The sequence below is a fragment of the Corynebacterium sp. ES2775-CONJ genome (assembly GCF_024814515.1).
In the GTDB taxonomy this organism is placed as follows: domain Bacteria; phylum Actinomycetota; class Actinomycetes; order Mycobacteriales; family Mycobacteriaceae; genus Corynebacterium.
This window is the reverse complement of record NZ_JANUXT010000003.1, coordinates 141,433-156,638: the sequence shown is the minus strand read 5'-3', so window position 1 is coordinate 156,638 and position 15,206 is coordinate 141,433. Positions and strand designations below refer to the sequence as shown.

At 53.0% G+C, this 15,206-nt stretch carries 14 protein-coding genes; 11 read left to right on the top strand and 3 right to left on the bottom strand.

Annotated elements, in window-relative coordinates:
• Positions 1–68: 68 nt before the first annotated feature.
• The 7 genes from NXT01_RS04695 (at position 69) to NXT01_RS04665 (ending at position 8,221) form a co-directional block, all read left to right on the top strand.
• Entirely contained in the window at positions 69–2,693 is a 2,625-nt protein-coding gene (locus NXT01_RS04695) for a hypothetical protein (RefSeq protein WP_259078107.1), read from the top strand.
• Between the two features lie 124 nt (positions 2,694–2,817).
• Positions 2,818–4,422 carry an ABC transporter family substrate-binding protein gene (locus NXT01_RS04690; protein WP_259078106.1) on the top strand — a complete coding sequence of 535 codons (1,605 nt, stop codon included), beginning with the start codon at positions 2,818–2,820 and terminating at the stop codon, positions 4,420–4,422.
• Complete coding sequence (gene mshB, locus NXT01_RS04685) at positions 4,415–5,290, top strand: N-acetyl-1-D-myo-inositol-2-amino-2-deoxy-alpha-D-glucopyranoside deacetylase (protein WP_259078105.1); 876 nt, start codon at positions 4,415–4,417, stop codon at positions 5,288–5,290. Before NXT01_RS04690 ends, mshB begins: the two co-directional genes overlap by 8 nt.
• Positions 5,287–5,685 carry a hypothetical protein gene (locus NXT01_RS04680; protein ID WP_259078102.1) on the top strand — a complete coding sequence of 133 codons (399 nt, stop codon included), beginning with the start codon at positions 5,287–5,289 and terminating at the stop codon, positions 5,683–5,685. The genes mshB and NXT01_RS04680 overlap by 4 nt, the downstream gene beginning before the upstream one ends.
• 17 nt (positions 5,686–5,702) lie before the next feature.
• The gene (gene fdxA, locus NXT01_RS04675; protein WP_259078099.1) at positions 5,703–6,023 is read left to right on the top strand and encodes a ferredoxin; all 321 of its coding nucleotides are present in this window, start codon (positions 5,703–5,705) and stop codon (positions 6,021–6,023) included.
• A 111-nt stretch (positions 6,024–6,134) separates the two neighbouring features.
• A complete protein-coding gene (dapC, locus tag NXT01_RS04670) occupies positions 6,135–7,235 on the top strand; it encodes a succinyldiaminopimelate transaminase (RefSeq protein WP_259078098.1) in 1,101 nt (366 codons plus the stop codon).
• Positions 7,236–7,669: 434 nt separating this feature from the next.
• Entirely contained in the window at positions 7,670–8,221 is a 552-nt protein-coding gene (locus tag NXT01_RS04665) for a GtrA family protein (protein ID WP_259078444.1), read from the top strand.
• Positions 8,222–8,253: 32 nt separating this feature from the next.
• On the opposite strand, the gene dapD is transcribed toward NXT01_RS04665, so the two are convergent.
• From dapD to NXT01_RS04650, 3 genes are read right to left on the bottom strand one after another with little or no spacing between them, the layout of a single operon-like run.
• Positions 8,254–9,225, bottom strand: a complete 972-nt coding sequence (gene dapD, locus NXT01_RS04660) for a 2,3,4,5-tetrahydropyridine-2,6-dicarboxylate N-succinyltransferase (RefSeq protein WP_259078096.1) — start codon at positions 9,223–9,225, stop codon at positions 8,254–8,256.
• 5 nt (positions 9,226–9,230) lie between these two features.
• Positions 9,231–10,622: an amino acid permease gene (locus NXT01_RS04655; protein ID WP_259078094.1), complete on the bottom strand. Its 1,392-nt coding sequence runs from the start codon at positions 10,620–10,622 to the stop codon at positions 9,231–9,233.
• Positions 10,623–10,681: 59 nt separating this feature from the next.
• Entirely contained in the window at positions 10,682–11,596 is a 915-nt protein-coding gene (locus tag NXT01_RS04650; protein ID WP_259078093.1) for a DapH/DapD/GlmU-related protein, read from the bottom strand.
• A gap of 82 nt (positions 11,597–11,678) precedes the next feature.
• On the opposite strand from NXT01_RS04650, the gene dapE reads away from it, so the two are divergent.
• From dapE to NXT01_RS04630, 4 genes are all read left to right on the top strand, one after another.
• Positions 11,679–12,767 carry a succinyl-diaminopimelate desuccinylase gene (gene dapE, locus NXT01_RS04645; RefSeq protein WP_259078091.1) on the top strand — a complete coding sequence of 363 codons (1,089 nt, stop codon included), beginning with the start codon at positions 11,679–11,681 and terminating at the stop codon, positions 12,765–12,767.
• Positions 12,768–12,808: 41 nt separating this feature from the next.
• Positions 12,809–13,552, top strand: coding sequence for a TIGR00730 family Rossman fold protein (locus NXT01_RS04640; RefSeq protein ID WP_396124736.1), 744 nt, complete (start codon positions 12,809–12,811; stop codon positions 13,550–13,552).
• 72 nt (positions 13,553–13,624) lie between these two features.
• On the top strand, positions 13,625–14,437 hold the full coding sequence (gene folP / locus NXT01_RS04635; protein ID WP_259078441.1) for a dihydropteroate synthase: 813 nt from the start codon (positions 13,625–13,627) through the stop codon (positions 14,435–14,437).
• Positions 14,434–15,150, top strand: coding sequence for a glycosyltransferase (locus NXT01_RS04630; protein WP_259078089.1), 717 nt, complete (start codon positions 14,434–14,436; stop codon positions 15,148–15,150). Before folP ends, NXT01_RS04630 begins: the two co-directional genes overlap by 4 nt.
• The last annotated feature ends 56 nt before the right edge of the window (positions 15,151–15,206 follow it).

Genomic DNA, 15,206 nt, shown 5'->3' with positions numbered 1-15,206 from the left:
TAAGTTGCCGAGATATGGTAACTTCGAAAATTTTATCATTTGCCGATCGATCAGGGAGATCTTCTTAGATGCACAATCCAGCCCGTTTGACCGCCCTTGGCCTAACCACAGCCCTCGCGCTGCAAGGCGTTGCAGTCACTCAGCCATCAGTCCTAGCGTTAAGTGTAGTAGCAGCTCAGGCAGCTGAGATTGCATCACTCCCCAGCGATCAGCTGCTGAACCCCCCAGCCGACGCCGCACGTTACGAAGGTGCATTCACGAGCTTCGATACCATCTACCGTGCACGGCAATATTACGCCGATTCGGCTACCGAGTGGAACGAAGACTTCTACGCTTTCGACAGTCCACGCGCTTCCTGGAAGGGACTAGGATGGGCCAAGCAACACGCTCGAATAGCCCTTGCTGCCCGCACTTTCGTGCTTCTGCAAGCCGAGGATTTCCCCGAAGCGCGGGCCCTCGATCTTACAACGCTTGGATACAAAGAAGCGACCGACCTCAAGGCTAAAGAGATCCTCTCAGAGGCGAAGAAAAAGTTTGCGGAACTCAAAGATCAACCGAATGCCGAAGCGTGGTATCAGACCCGTTATACCGACATCGTGAGATCCCTTGCGATCTTAGAAACCTACACAAATGGAATCGTCGAGGTTAAGCGCATTCCAATAGCAGCGGTCATCGACTGGGGCGTACCCGATAAATATCCCACTGACTCGGCTCAACGGGCGAAAAAAGAGGACTTCGCTGACCTCGAGATATACAAGGTAGAGTACAACGAGTCGAAAGCGGATCAGAACTTCGTTACCGAGACCGCAGAAGCGAATGCGCAGACGAATACTGGTGTCCTCGAGGCCGCCCACGGTCCCCTGCAACCAGCCGATAGTGGTGAAGTTGATTTCGACCGACAAAAGTCTGACCTCAAGGAAAAAATAGCCGATACCCTTGAGCGGGCCCAGGCCCTTGCTGATTCTCAAGAATTTGTGAGCAAAGCCGAGGAATTAACAGCCACCGTCGAAGCCATCGATTCCGAGATGAAGCTACAGCAGGCCACCGAAGAAGTCAACGCGTTTGCCCGCTCCGTCGAGAAAGCTGCTAGCGATGAACTCGCTGCACAGAAGCAAGTGTATACAACTAAGTTGCAGGAGGCTCGGGCTCAGATCACCGCGCTCGTGGCAGTGGAGATCGCCGAGAATACGCGCACTCGAATCCTAAATGAACTTGACGAACTTGAACGAGGCGTGGCTGACGCGACCGATCGAGCAGCTCTCGAGAGTTTGAGCAGCGCGATTGAAACAGCCTTATTGAATGTTTCGGTGCACACTCATCGAGCCGAGGCTCTAAGAGAACTAGCTACTACTGATGCTGCTGTACAAGCCATCGGTGATGATGCGATCTCAAACAAGGCCGAGGATATACGCAGCAGGCTACTCGATGCCGTATCTCTCGATGGAGTAACTAGGATCGCCGAGGAGATCGAGCCCTTCAAAGCCGAAGCACAGTCAAGCCTCAATCAAAAAGTAGGAGAAATCCTACGCGAAACCGTTAAAGTAGCCAACGCCACGCAGGTATACGCCCAGGGAGCAGACTCGAGCCTATTGCAGGCTAAAGCACTTCAGGCAACGCAAATGCTGGGCGCACTCTCCCAAGCTGATCTGCCAGAACTTGTGACCAAGAAAGTGGCTGCTAGCGAGCTCAAAGAAAGTGTTCTCGCAATTAAGGTTCGCGTAGAAGAAAACTATCTCGCGACTGCGCAAACCTCTTTAACCGAGCGGCTGGAAGCCATCCTTGATAAAGCGACCCAGCTTGACAATCAAACGCTCAAGGGCCAAGCCGCGGATCTCCTCAACCAAGTCGGCTCTTCAACAGTGCACACTATCAAAGACCTAAAATCTAAGGTCACGGCTCTTGAGGCCCAGCTTATCGAGGCCCAGCTTGACGCTGCACGTCAACCATTGATTGTGCGTCTTGAAAGTGCAAAAGCGCAAGCGATCAAACTGAACGCTACCGAAATACTCGCTCAGATTGACACGCTTACCGATGATCTCTCTGCAGCTCAAAACTCAGAGGATCTAGCACCAATCGAAGCAAAGATCATGCAGGTGGAGCAGGATGTTCAGGATTTCTCAGCCAACCTCCGTGCCGAAAAGAGCGCTGCACTTATGAAGCGGTTGGAGGCTGCGAAGTCGGGTGCTGTGGCTGTGGGCGCTGATGCTGTGGTGGAGCAGGCTGAGGCTGTGATGGCTGAGGTTAATGCTGCTGCGAGTGTGGAGGCGCTTGAGCAGTTGGTGGCTCAGGTTGTAGAGGTTGAGCGGGCTGTTGCTGATGCTGTGGCTGAGAAGGTTGATGCTGCTCGTGCTCCGTTGGTGAAGCGGTTGGAGGCTGCGAAGTCGGGTGCTGTGGCTGTGGGCGCTGATGCTGTGGTGGAGCAGGCTGAGGCTGTGATGGCTGAGGTTAATGCAGCAGCATCAGTGAGTGCGGTGAGGGCCCTAGAGTCGCAGGTTAACGCCGTCGAGCGAGCACTTGATTCCTTTAAGAAAGAACGAGAAAAGGAAAAAGAAAAAGACACTCTCAGTACCGGTGCGATCGTAGGCATCGTAACCGCGGTTGTCGCGATACTGGGCGTCTTGCTGGCAGTGCTAGCCCAAGGAATCCCTGGAATCAACGCCTTCCTTGATTCGCTCCCTCTCCCAAGATTCTAAAACCGTATTTTCAATCTAGTGAGCTCTAGTCCTCCCGCAGGGGGCTAGAGCTCTGTTTTCGTAATTGTTTCATACACGGTTGCTTGTTTCGGTTGGAATCAGGCGACCAAGTAGACTTTGTAGTATGAAAGCTTTCGATCTCAACTGGGGGATACTCCTCGTCGTGTCTCTGGCGGGCTGTTCGGCTTCGCCCGGCCCCCCTCCCGTTGAGGATCCGCTGGCTTCCCAGATATCTGTGGCTACCAGTACGACCACCGGCCAACCCACTCTCCAACAGACAGAACTTGTTATCGGGATCGATCAAGTGCAAACCGGATTTAATCCGCACCTACTTGTCGACGATTCGAGGTTCACCCGAACCCTCGCATCGCTTATTCTCCCCAGCGCATTCGTTGACGGAAAGCGAAATAAAGATCTGCTGACTAACGCCTACGTGCTGCCTGTACACACCTCTGCCACGAAGGCCGACCTCTTAATTCCGCGCGGTGTGGAAGAAAGAACTCAAGGCGATCTTCAGCGCGAGCGACCACTCGCATTTACTGTGCGATACGATATCGCCCCAGAAGCACAATGGAGTGATGGAACTCCAATCACTGTCGCGGATTTTGAATATTTGTGGTCTTCAATCATCGCTACTCCCGCTACCCTTAATCCCAGCGGTTATCGCGCAATTTCTGCTATCCGTTCCGCCAACGGCGGTAAGACGGTCTACGTTGATTTCGCCCAACCCTACGATGAATGGACGTCGTTATTTTCGGCTCTTTTGCCCGCTCACCTTCTACGCGGGGACCCTTTTTCCGAGGTGCTAGCAAGAGGGGTGCCCGCTGCAGCAGGAAAATTTGCGGTTCAGACGATCGATCGGCAGCGGGGTGTTTTTATCCTCAAGCGTAATGATCGGTGGTGGGGGCGTGAGCCCGCGCGCGTTGAAACACTTTCCTTCAGAGAAATTCGCAGCACGGCTCAGGGCATAGAGATGCTCAATAGCGGACAAGTTAGTTTTCTGGATCTCAACCCCACCCAGACCTCGCGCGAGGCGTATGAGTTAGTTCCAGGCACCCAAGTGTGGGAACAGTCCGATGAACTGGAACTCGAAATCGTAGCTAATACAAAGCTGCAACCAGTTGTGCGGCAGGAATTGCAGTCCTTAATCGATGCGCCCACTATCGCAAGATTGGCCTACGAGCGCACGAATCACCTTGATATCGACCCTACTGAACGGACGCCGCAAACACTGCATATCAAGCATCTAATCTCGCCGGTGCGAATCGGGGTTGATCCCTCTCAAGAATTAGACTTTAATGCTGCTCAGGCCCTCATGGCTCTTCTACAGGGCCATAACATTACAGCTACGATCGTTCAAGCTGATATGACCACCCTTGTCGGAGCACTGATTCCGCAAGGTAAGGTGGATGTGGTTGTCCACCGCACGAGTGCACAGTTACCCGAGCGCTATGCCTGCCCTGCAAAAGGATTGTTGGGCTCCAATATCTCGGGTTTTTGCGACAGGGAATTGCAACAGCGGATCGATGCCTATTACGCCGGGCGTTACCCCTATGATGAACTCCTCAACGATATTGCTGCAATTGAGCGAAAAGAAACCCTGCGAACGTCCATTGCTCGGGGTACGCGTCTCGAGGTTAAGGGCAGGGGTATTGTAGGTCCTGAACCGATTGAGGGAGACGACCCTCGAGGCACAACATCTTTGGATACCTGGAGAGTATATGATTAACCTGCGCGTCGTCGCAGTGCATGCCCATCCTGACGACGAAGCCATTTGGACCGGCGGGCTCCTAGCTCATCTTGCGGCACACGGTGCAGACGTTGAAGTTATTACCTGCACCCTGGGTGAACAGGGAGAAGTTATCGGCTCTCGCTACCAGAATCTGGTCGCCGCCGACCAATTAGGCGGATTCCGCATTTCTGAACTTAGTGAGTCGTTGACGCATCTAGGAATACGCGGAGAATTTCTCCGGGCCCCGGGATACTGGCGCGATTCCGGGATGGTCGGTGATGCTGCGAATGAACACCCTAGAGCTTTTATCCACTCAGCGGATAAGGCTGTGAAACAACTCATTGAGCAACTGCGCGATCATCCGCCGCAGCTGCTGATCAGCTACGGCCCCGATGGGGGCTACGGTCACCCGGACCATATCCGAGCTCACGAGATCACCGAGGCAGCCGCTCGTTATCTAGATATCCCAGTTTTATGGTGCGTGACCCATCAAGAGCACCTCGCCGACGGCCTAAAAGTCATATCGGCCCCAGCGGGATGGCGTATGCCTAAGGCCGGAGAGTTGGCCTGTGTCGACTACTCCGATTTTGCGCTGCGGCTCAGCGATGATGTGCTAGCGAGGAAAGTGGGCGCTATGAAAGCCCACGCTACGCAAATTTGGGTGGCTGATGGAAGCAGCTGCGCAACCCGACCAGTTGCGGCCTATGCCCCGCAATCCGATCCAGAGCGAGCGCCCTTCACTTTTTGCTTGTCTAATATGATTGCTCAGCCATTAAGCCGGTATGAGCATTATCAATTTTCTGAGTTCTCCGATCCCCGACGACTACGCGAGATTGTGAGCCTGATAGAGGGTATCGAAAGATGAGCTCCGAGAATCCTCAGCGTTATATCTATTCGAATTTCTCCAAGGCGGAGGCGGCCTTCGGGCTCATGTGGCTCGCACTCGCCTCGCTTTTGTCCGTATTCCTCGAAGTGATTTACCTAGGTGTCTGGATATTCGGGGTCCCGGTGCCTTATACCATCGTGATCGCGTTCTTTTTTAATAGAGTTCTCAGTAATACGGCCCTTTTGTGGTCAAAGAATTTAGCGATCGCTGGGATTCCACTATGGGCTTGGACGATTGGCTATTTCCTCATGCTGATGGCGCCGAACCTAACAGGGGATCAGTTGGTAGGCTCGAGTATTCGGAGTATAGTGTTGATGTTTGCGGGACTAATCGGGGGTTTTCTGCCTTTGATGAAGTCAAGAATGGTTAGTTGAGAAGAAGTTGGAAAGTAATGACTTACACTATTGCCCAGCCATGCGTTGACGTGATGGACAAAGCGTGTGTTGAAGAATGCCCAGTTGACTGCATCTACGAAGGCAAACGCTCGCTTTATATCCACCCAGATGAATGCGTGGACTGCGGGGCTTGTGAACCCGCCTGTCCCGTAGAAGCAATCTTCTATGAAGATGATGTTCCTGATGAATGGATCGACTATAACGAGGCCAATGCCGCCTTCTTTGATGATCTCGGATCACCTGGCGGGGCGATGGGTCTTGGCCCCCAAGACTTCGATCCACCGCTGGTTGAAAAATTGCCTCCACAAAACCAATAGATCGTCCGCTAAGGCCCCTGGTTTCGACCCAGGGGCCTTAGCCTTTCATCCGTTAAACTGTTGAAGTGAGAATTTTCTCGCCCCTACTCTTACCCGATCAAGGATATTCCCATGGCCCGTCAATCACTCGCTGAAGTCCTTCCAGATTTTCCTTGGAATTCATTACTCCCCGCAAAGAAGCGAGCTAGCGCCCATCCTGATGGGCTCATCAACTTATCGGTTGGATCGCCCGTCGATCCTGTGGCTCCCGGTATTCAATTAACCCTTGCTGAATCAGGTCAAGCATCCGGGTATCCTCAGACGGTGGGGACACCCCAGCTACGTGCAGCTATCAAAGAGTCTCTAGCCAGGCGTTATAATATCCCTCAAGTCGAGGGTATTTTGCCTGTCGTGGGTACTAAAGAGGCAATAGCATGGTTGCCCACTCTGCTGGGCTGTCGTGGAAAGATTGTGATTCCGACTGTTGCTTATCCCACCTACGAGGTAGGGGCGCTGCTCGCAGGAGCGCAACCAATACGCAGCGATACTCCGTGGGATGTAGACGACCCTGACACTATTGATTTGATCTTCATTAATTCGCCGTCGAATCCCGCTGGCCGTGTGCTTAGCCCTGAGGAACTCCGACAGTTAATCACTTTCGCTAGAGCACACGATATTATTGTGGCCTCTGACGAATGTTACCTAGGGCTCGTGTGGGAAGGCGAGGCCATGTCCATTCTTGATGAGCGGATTTCCCATAACGATCACCGCAATCTCTTGGCCATCCATTCGCTCTCAAAAACATCGAACCTTGCAAGCTACCGCGCCGGGTTTTTAGCGGGAGCGGATAATATCATCGCGGAGCTCACCGAGACTCGCAAACATGCGGGATTGATGGTACCCGGACCCATCCAAGCTGCGATGGTAACTGCGCTTGCCGACGATGACCAAGAAGCTCTGCAAAAACTGCGCTACGCCCGTCGCCGCACAGTCTTGCTTACTGCGCTTCTTCACGCTGGGTTCCAAGTCGAGGAGTCTTCTGCTGGGCTGTACCTGTGGGCCACCCGCGGAGAGGACTGCTGGACAAGTGTCGAATGGTTTGCCGAGCGCGGCATTCTTGTAGCGCCGGGTTCTTTTTATGGCCCTACAGCCACGCCATTCGTCCGTCTTGCTTTAACTGCGACCGATCAGGATATCGACAGTGCTGCGCGGCGCTTAGATATCGCCTCCTAGCCAGTTGTGCCACTCTTATTACATTCATCGGATCGCAAACGTGGAGTCGACCCAGGCTATGGTGCCTGCGTGTGAAGCTATGTGCTGCGAATGCTCTTGAGTAGGAGAATTCTGAGTGCTCTACTGCTTCCGGCAATAAAACTAATTGGGTCTGTTTTTGCAGCTGATGTCCTAGATGCATAAGCGCGCGCTATTAGTGGGGTGGGGAAGTGGAGAGTACCCAAGAATTTCCTATATCCGTGAAATTGTCCGCGCTTTTGTGCAAACGGATATTACCGATGCATCCCGACCTCAGGCCCTTGTGATTACTGGTGTTGATGAGAGATAAACTAACGGCACGTTTTAATTCGCTTAGAAACTTTGCAGCAGAGTAGTATAGGGAAAATCTGTTTTTAACAAAGAATAAGGGAGCGTAACGTCTAGTGGCTATCACTATGAGCGAGGCTGGCTCACATCTTCGGCAATTCCTCCAGTTTGGACTGGTGGGAGGCTCGGGGATCGTAGTCAACCTGGTCGTTGTCTATATAGCCAAGAAATGCGCTGCCTATGGTTTTAATATCAGCGAGCATGATGCCTTTCTGAATCTTTTGGGCAGTCGCTACCACATTCGCTGGTACCACGTCTTTATGACGGTAGCCTTCCTTGTAGCCAATACGTGGAATTATCAACTCAATCGAATGTGGACCTTTAAATCAGACCGGTTATCCAAGTGGTGGAGGGGATTTTTTGCTTTTCTCGCCACCGGCCTTTTGGCATTTCTGGTCAGCCAAGTGGTGGCCACCTTATTGATGAATCCTCTGAGCCCTGTGGCTCTTCCCACCGAGATTTTCGATGATTCCTCCGGGCTGCGGACCAAGTTCTACTGGGCGCTGATCATCGCTATCGGTTTGAGCATGCCAGTTAACTTCGTCGTTAACAAGCTCTGGACTTTTAAGCCCAAACCAATAACGATCATCAAGGACGTTGACCCCCAAGCTTTGAATTAAAAAATATCCTCTCGTTGTGAGAGGATATTTTTTTAATTGGCATGCAGTGCGGCGTTGAGCTCAATAGGATTTTTACCGTGGGCTACCGCTTCAATCGCGCCACTCAGGGAATTTCTGCGATATAAGATATTGCTGGCTCCCGATAATTCGACGGCTTTAATGGTATCGCCGTCGGCAAGCTCGAGGGCACGAGCCACGTCGCCGCGCACGATAATCTTGGCGCCGGCTGTAATATAAAGGCCCGCCTCAATAACACAGTCATTGCCAAGAGAGATTCCTAGTCCCGCATTGGCACCCAGCAGACATCTCTGAGCAATCGAGATGACCTGCTTGCCACCGCCCGAGAGGGTACCCATAATCGAGGCTCCACCACCGATATCAGAGCCATCTGCAACAACAACCCCAGCCGATATACGGCCCTCCACCATAGAGGCGCCGAGTGTGCCAGCATTAAAGTTCACAAAGCCCTCGTGCATGACGGTAGTACCTTCGGCTAGATGAGCGCCGAGGCGGATACGGTTGGCATCGCCGATGCGTACACCGCTGGGCATCACATAATCGACCATACGGGGGAACTTATCCACCGAGAACACTGTGACGGGGCCGCGCAGGGAGAGTAATTGCCTCGTCATTTCAAAATTCTCTGGAGAACAAGGGCCAAAATTAGTCCACACCACATTGGCCAGGAGACCGAAAATGCCATCAAGGTTTTGTCCGTGCGGTTTAACTAAACGGTGGGAGAGCAGATGCAGGCGCAGATAGGCATCATAGGCATCGATTGGTGCCTCGTCGAGGTTCTCAATCGTCGTACGGATAGCTACTCGGGTGGTACGACGATCTGGATCAAAAACAAGAAGATTAGTAAATTCATCCGGGGCATCAGCAAGCTGGACCGTACCCGGTGACTCAGGTGTGTCGGTCATGGTTGGGTTGGGGAACCAAGCATCTAAGACGGTTCCGTCTTCATAGATGGTGGCTAAACCAGTAGCGGTGAATGCAGTCATGGGTGCTAGAGTCCTTTCGAAGCTGATGATTTTTTAGTGATAAAGCTCGCGAGGACTGTCAGCGCAAAGATAATAGCGACGGACCAAATTTGTCCTCGTGCGCTTTCGTCTATCAGCATTAATCCTACGAGTGTGGCTAGCATGGCCAGGCAGATAATCGCACTCCACGGGTGGCCTAGCATCCGCACTTTGGTGATTTCATTATTTCGAACTAGTTCGGGGTGCAGTTTCATCCAGCTGGCTGCGATCATGACCCAGAGGACGATCAAGCAGCCACCTACGGCATTGAGCAGGAATGTGAGCAATCCTGGCGGGTTCCAGAACTGCAAACCGACAGAGCCAAAGGCGAAGAACATTGAGAGGATCACCGCGTTCATCGGCACCCCTTGTTTACTGATAACACCAAGGATTCGAGGTGCATTGCCGCGTTCCGCGAGGGAGAAGATGAGGCGGGAGGTCCCATAGATTTGCGCATTAAAGGCACTCAGGAGCGACAAAACGATCGTGGCCTCCATGAAACCTACAACATAGGGAATATTGGCCAGGCCCAGAATAATGGTAAATGGTGATTCGGCTGCGTTAGAAGCTCCAGTAATGCTCTCAAATGGCAATAAGGCGATGATAACGAGCACCGAGCCGAGATAGAATAAGGATATACGCCAGATGACGGAGCGGACGGCGGTCGATATGGAGGAGGCGGGATCTTCGGATTCGGCCGCTGCAATTGTGATAATTTCTACTCCACCGAAAGCGAAGGCTACAGCTAGAAGGCCTGTGGCTACCCCGGCGAAGCCATTAGGCATAAAACCGTTGCCAAGTATATTGCGCATGCCCACGTACTCAGTACCAGGTAGTAACCCAAATACGAGCAGTACGCCCACAATAAGGAAAAGTATAATGACGGCGACTTTGATGAGGGCAAACCAAAATTCGAATTCACCGAATCCCTTCACGTGCGCCAAGTTGATGACAGCGAAGATAGCCACGCTGATCAGGGCAGGAATCCACGGGGCGACTCCAAACCACTCTCCCATAATTGCCGCGGCCCCGGTCATTTCTGCCCCCATAACCATGGTGAGCATAAACCAGTAGAGCCACCCGGAGGAGAATCCAGCCCAGTGTCCGAAGGCTTGTTCGGCGTAGACAGAGAAGGATCCCGAGGTCGGGCGTGCGGCGGCCATCTCGCCGAGCATCTCCATGAAAAGCACAACGATGATGCCTGCAAATATATAGCCGAGAATAACCGCGGGCCCGGCGGCTTGAATTCCTACGCCGGTACCAAGAAAGAGTCCGGCACCGATTGAGGATCCTAGACCCATCATGGTTAGGTGTCGGGTTTTTAAGCCTTTACCTAAACTCTTGGTCGCTGTCGTTGTTATTGAAGGGGGATTTTCCATAGGGAATACTCTAGTATCCCGCTTGCTGCGGAGACTAATAAATCCGAACCGAAAATACTTTAGGAGGCGATTTTTTCCGCAAATGGTTCCCGGTAGTCCGGATGCATGGTGATCGACCAGTCGGATTGCCCGGCAATGACCTGAGCGGGTGCGATGCCACCAGTATCGGCAAAGCGGAGGAGAGTGCCAGGCTCGAGGACGACTTTATGACCTATATGGCAGCGATCGCCAAGGTCGAGACCCAGAACCGAACTGCTTACTCCGAAGGTGCAGTTTTTTCCAATGCGCATGGGCTGTGGCTTGGAGCTCATCAGAGATGACGAGAGCATTAACGTGCACCCAGCATCGATAACAGTGCCTGAGGAGATGCGCCCTTCAACGGTGCACGCGCCGAGCGTACCAGCGTTATGGGAGACAAAGCCCTCCCGCAGAACGCGAGTTCCAGGGGCCAGGTAAGCCCCCAAACGTACCCGCTCTGCCTCCGAAATTTGGATACCGGATGGCACCACATAGTCCACCATGCGCGGCAAAGGATCGATACCGTAGACGTGGATCAAACCCCGAGAGCGCAGTGAGGTGCGCATGAATTCGAAATTATCGGGCAGACACGGACCCTTGTTAGTCCACACCACCACGGAGAGCTTTTCCAAGGCCTGCGTCATATTAATCGTATTGGGTTCGACCAAGCGGTGGGAGAGTAGATGCAGCCGCAGATACACGTCATAAGGATCTTGAGGTTCTAAACTGAGATCGCGAATGACAGTGCGAACAGCTACTTGCTCAACCATGCGGTCATTATCAAGCTTCACCAGATTGAGCAGCCGCACAGGGAGATCCTGGGCTCCAAGACGTTCCGTGCCAGCGCTATAAGAAGCAGGATCGATAAGTGCCGGAGAGGGGAACCAAACATCTAAGACATCCCCATCCATCGAAATATTTGCGATACCAACGCCCGTTGCACCGTGTTTTAGCATGCGCCTAACTTTAGTGGCTGAAAGCTTGAGAAATAAAACCGTCTCAGCTGCCTCCCACTCATGACGGTCTACACTAAAACCTATGATTGATCTCAGCATGGACCCTGTCGAATTAACTGAGGCTTTGATGAATATTCCGAGCCCCAGCCATCACGAAGAAGCTCTCGCAGATGAATTAGAAGGTTCTCTCCGGAAACTGCCAGACGTTGAAGTTTTGCGCTTAGGTAACAGTCTCGTGGCACGTACCAATCGCGGTTTACCGGCGAGGGTCATCCTCGCCGGCCACATAGATACTGTGCCCCCAGCCGAGAACCTACCCGCACGAAGGGGGTTGGACTCACGCGGCCGCGATACCCTCTTTGGTTTAGGCAGTGTCGATATGAAATCGGGGCTAGCAGTGTATGCCCACACTTTTGCCACCCTCAGCCAATCACCTGATCTTAAATACGATCTGACCTTGGTCTGTTACGAAGCCGAGGAGGTAGCGGAGCGCTACAATGGCCTAAAGTTTATCGCCGAGCAGCACCCCGAATGGCTACGAGGTGATCTCGCGCTTTTGGGAGAACCATCAGAAGCCATTATTGAGGCAGGTTGCCAGGGCTCGATTCGGCTTAAGGTGAGCGCGAGAGGGGTGCGCGCGCACTCTGCACGGAGCTGGTTAGGCTTGAATGCAATGCACCTTCTAGCCCCCGTGATTGCAAATATTGCTGCCTATAAAGCCAGCGAGGTCGACGTTGATGGGTGTTACTACCACGAAGGTCTGAATATCGTGCACTGTGAGTCGGGGGTGGCTACCAATACGATCCCTGATGAAGCGTGGCTATACGTCAATTACCGATTTGCTCCGCACCGTGATCTTGATGCAGCAATGGCGCACCTCCTTGAGGTTCTAGATCTCCCAGATTCTGTGGACTACGAGATCGACGACGCCGTTCCTGGTGCACGCCCAGGTTTGGACCAGCATGTGGTCCAAGACCTTATCGCTGCCACGGGGCAAGAACCGCGCGCCAAATTCGGATGGACAGACGTTGCACGCTTTAGCGAGCTAGGGATACCCGCTGTGAATTTTGGTTCTGGCGACCCCAGTTTCTGCCACAAGAAGGATGAACAATGCCCAGTGGAGATGATTACTGAACTTGCTGAGGTGCTGAGGCGCTATTTGGTGGCCTAAGTGTGCGACAAAGTTATAAAGCCTCATCTAATCTGGACGACATGGAAAAAAAAGAACGTATGATGTGTGGCCCAGTGCTGCTGAAGAACTCCATGAACCAGCCTGGTTCTACCTATGATCAGCGGCTCCTTGAGGTCGGGGCAAATCACGACTGGAAACACGCCGATCCGTGGCGGGTCTTGCGTATCCAGAGTGAATTCATCACTGGTTTCGATGTCCTTAGTGAGCTTCCCCGGGCAGTAGCTGTATTTGGTTCTGCACGGATGCAGGCCGAGCATCCGTGGTACCGCCTGGGCGAAGAAGTTGGCCAGGAATTAGTAGAGGCCGGCTATGCCGTCATCACTGGTGGCGGCCCAGGCCTCATGGAGGCAGCCAATAAGGGTGCCAGTGACGCCGAGGGTCTATCCGTGGGCCTGGGTATCGAGCTTCCCCATGAGCAGGGCATGAATGACTATGTAGATATGGGTGTTCATTTTAGGTACTTCTTCGCCCGCAAAACTATGTTTCTGAAGTACTCTGAAGGATTTGTATGCCTGCCAGGCGGTTTGGGAACAATGGATGAGCTTTTTGAAGTTCTATGCATGGTGCAGACTGGCAAGGTAACGAACTATCCTATTGTGCTACTCGGGACGGAATTTTGGGCTGGTTTAGTGGACTGGATGCGTAGCCGCATGGTTGATGCAGGAGTCATTAGTGAATCGGATATGGATCTCTTCCTAGTAACGGATTCGGTTGCTGAAGCTGTCGCTCATATCCGTGCATACCACGCTGCTGCGGAGCAGTAAATTGTGATTTCGGCTTCTCGACCTCCAATACGCAGTGCTTTTGCGCCCCGCGATTCGTCCATCGCCATTGTCATGGCCATCATTAATCGCACCCCCGATTCTTTTTATGATGCAGGAGCAACTCACGATGTTGATCGTGCCTTTGATCGTGCCCTTATGGTGGTCGACCAGGGTGCGCGCATTGTGGATATAGGGGGAGTCAAGGCGGGGCCAGGGGCGGTGATCAGTCCTGCTGAAGAGATTGACCGCGTGGTACCGCTTATTGCGAGGATTCATGACCGGTTTCCAGATATCACCATATCCGTGGATACGTGGCGAGCTGAGGTGGCTGCGGTTGCGATCGAAAATGGGGCTACTTTGGTCAACGATACGTGGGCGGGCCACGACCCTGAGTTGATCGAGGTGGCAGGCCACTTTCGAGTAGGTTATATATGCTCCCATACAGGTGGGGCTATCCCGCGCACGCGCCCTCACCGCGTGCACTTTGATGAGCTTGTATCCGATGTCATCGCTGAAACTACCTCGCTGGCAACGAGGGCAGTAGATTTAGGGGTTCCCGAGGACAAAATTTTTATCGACCCCACGCATGATTTCGGTAAAAATACTTATCACGGCCTGGAGCTACTACGCCGCATTGATGAGCTCGTGGCAACAGGCTGGCCGGTACTTATGGCTTTGAGTAATAAAGATTTTGTTGGAGAAACTCTAGATCGCCCTGTTAAACAGCGAGTCGCTGGGACTCTAGCTGCAACAGCATGGGCTGCAGAGCGGGGAGTAGCCTGCTTTCGGGCCCATGAGGTAGCTGAAACCATTGATACTATACGTATGACCGCAGCCATTGCGGGCATACAGCCGCCGTTACGCGCGACGAGAGGCCTGGTATGAGTGACTTTGATGTAGTAATTCCCGCCCTGAATGAGCAAGATACCATTGCTGATGTGGTGGGTGCTGCCCTCGGCTCGCAGGCTTGCAATGTATTCGTCATTGACTCAGATTCCACCGATGAGACCGCCCAGCGTGCGCGGATAGCTGGTGCGCAGGTGATAAATTGGCGTGAGGTTCTCAGCGATATCCCACCGCGGCCAGGCAAGGGGGAGGCTTTATGGCGTGGGGTGGCGGCCGCCTTAAGTCCTGTCATCGTTTTTGTCGATGCCGATGTCCGAGGACTCACCTCAGAATCAGTGAACTCGCTAGCTAAACCTTTCGCCGATCCATCAGTAGACCTCGTTAAGGCCAACTATCAGCGTACTTACCTCGGTTATTCTACCGGGGGAGGCCGGGTAACGGAACTGTGTGCAAAACCTTTGATGCGTATCCTTTTCCCGCATCTAGCTCATATTGCCCAGCCGTTGGCCGGGGAGTACGCGGTGCGGCGGGACTTTGTCCGCCGAGTTTCCTTTATTTCAGGCTACGGGGTGGAGATAGGCCTGCTTATAGACGCTTCCCATATCGTTGAAGTAGCCTTGCCTCCGCGCGTTCATCGAAACCGCCCCTTGGAGCAAGTGCAAGGTGTAGCTGAGGACGTGGCACAGGCTATTTTGGCCAAGGCAGGACTCTGTGAGGTGGATATGCGTCCCCCTCTCAATGATTATGATTAAGCCTCTGTGGCTGTAGACACGTTATGCGAACTGGCAGGGCACGAGGGGTAGGATAT

What these genes read in the sequence shown, in the direction of transcription:
- NXT01_RS04695 (WP_259078107.1), top strand. Translation starts at nt 69, where the DNA reads ATGCACAATCCAGCCCGTTTGACCGCCCTTGGCCTAACCACAGCCCTC.
- NXT01_RS04690 (WP_259078106.1), top strand. Translation starts at nt 2,818, where the DNA reads ATGAAAGCTTTCGATCTCAACTGGGGGATACTCCTCGTCGTGTCTCTG.
- mshB (WP_259078105.1), top strand. Translation starts at nt 4,415, where the DNA reads ATGATTAACCTGCGCGTCGTCGCAGTGCATGCCCATCCTGACGACGAA.
- NXT01_RS04680 (WP_259078102.1), top strand. Translation starts at nt 5,287, where the DNA reads ATGAGCTCCGAGAATCCTCAGCGTTATATCTATTCGAATTTCTCCAAG.
- fdxA (WP_259078099.1), top strand. Translation starts at nt 5,703, where the DNA reads ATGACTTACACTATTGCCCAGCCATGCGTTGACGTGATGGACAAAGCG.
- dapC (WP_259078098.1), top strand. Translation starts at nt 6,135, where the DNA reads ATGGCCCGTCAATCACTCGCTGAAGTCCTTCCAGATTTTCCTTGGAAT.
- NXT01_RS04665 (WP_259078444.1), top strand. Translation starts at nt 7,670, where the DNA reads ATGAGCGAGGCTGGCTCACATCTTCGGCAATTCCTCCAGTTTGGACTG.
- dapD (WP_259078096.1), bottom strand. Translation starts at nt 9,225, where the DNA reads ATGACTGCATTCACCGCTACTGGTTTAGCCACCATCTATGAAGACGGA.
- NXT01_RS04655 (WP_259078094.1), bottom strand. Translation starts at nt 10,622, where the DNA reads ATGGAAAATCCCCCTTCAATAACAACGACAGCGACCAAGAGTTTAGGT.
- NXT01_RS04650 (WP_259078093.1), bottom strand. Translation starts at nt 11,596, where the DNA reads ATGCTAAAACACGGTGCAACGGGCGTTGGTATCGCAAATATTTCGATG.
- dapE (WP_259078091.1), top strand. Translation starts at nt 11,679, where the DNA reads ATGATTGATCTCAGCATGGACCCTGTCGAATTAACTGAGGCTTTGATG.
- NXT01_RS04640 (WP_396124736.1), top strand. Translation starts at nt 12,809, where the DNA reads ATGGAAAAAAAAGAACGTATGATGTGTGGCCCAGTGCTGCTGAAGAAC.
- folP (WP_259078441.1), top strand. Translation starts at nt 13,625, where the DNA reads ATGGCCATCATTAATCGCACCCCCGATTCTTTTTATGATGCAGGAGCA.
- NXT01_RS04630 (WP_259078089.1), top strand. Translation starts at nt 14,434, where the DNA reads ATGAGTGACTTTGATGTAGTAATTCCCGCCCTGAATGAGCAAGATACC.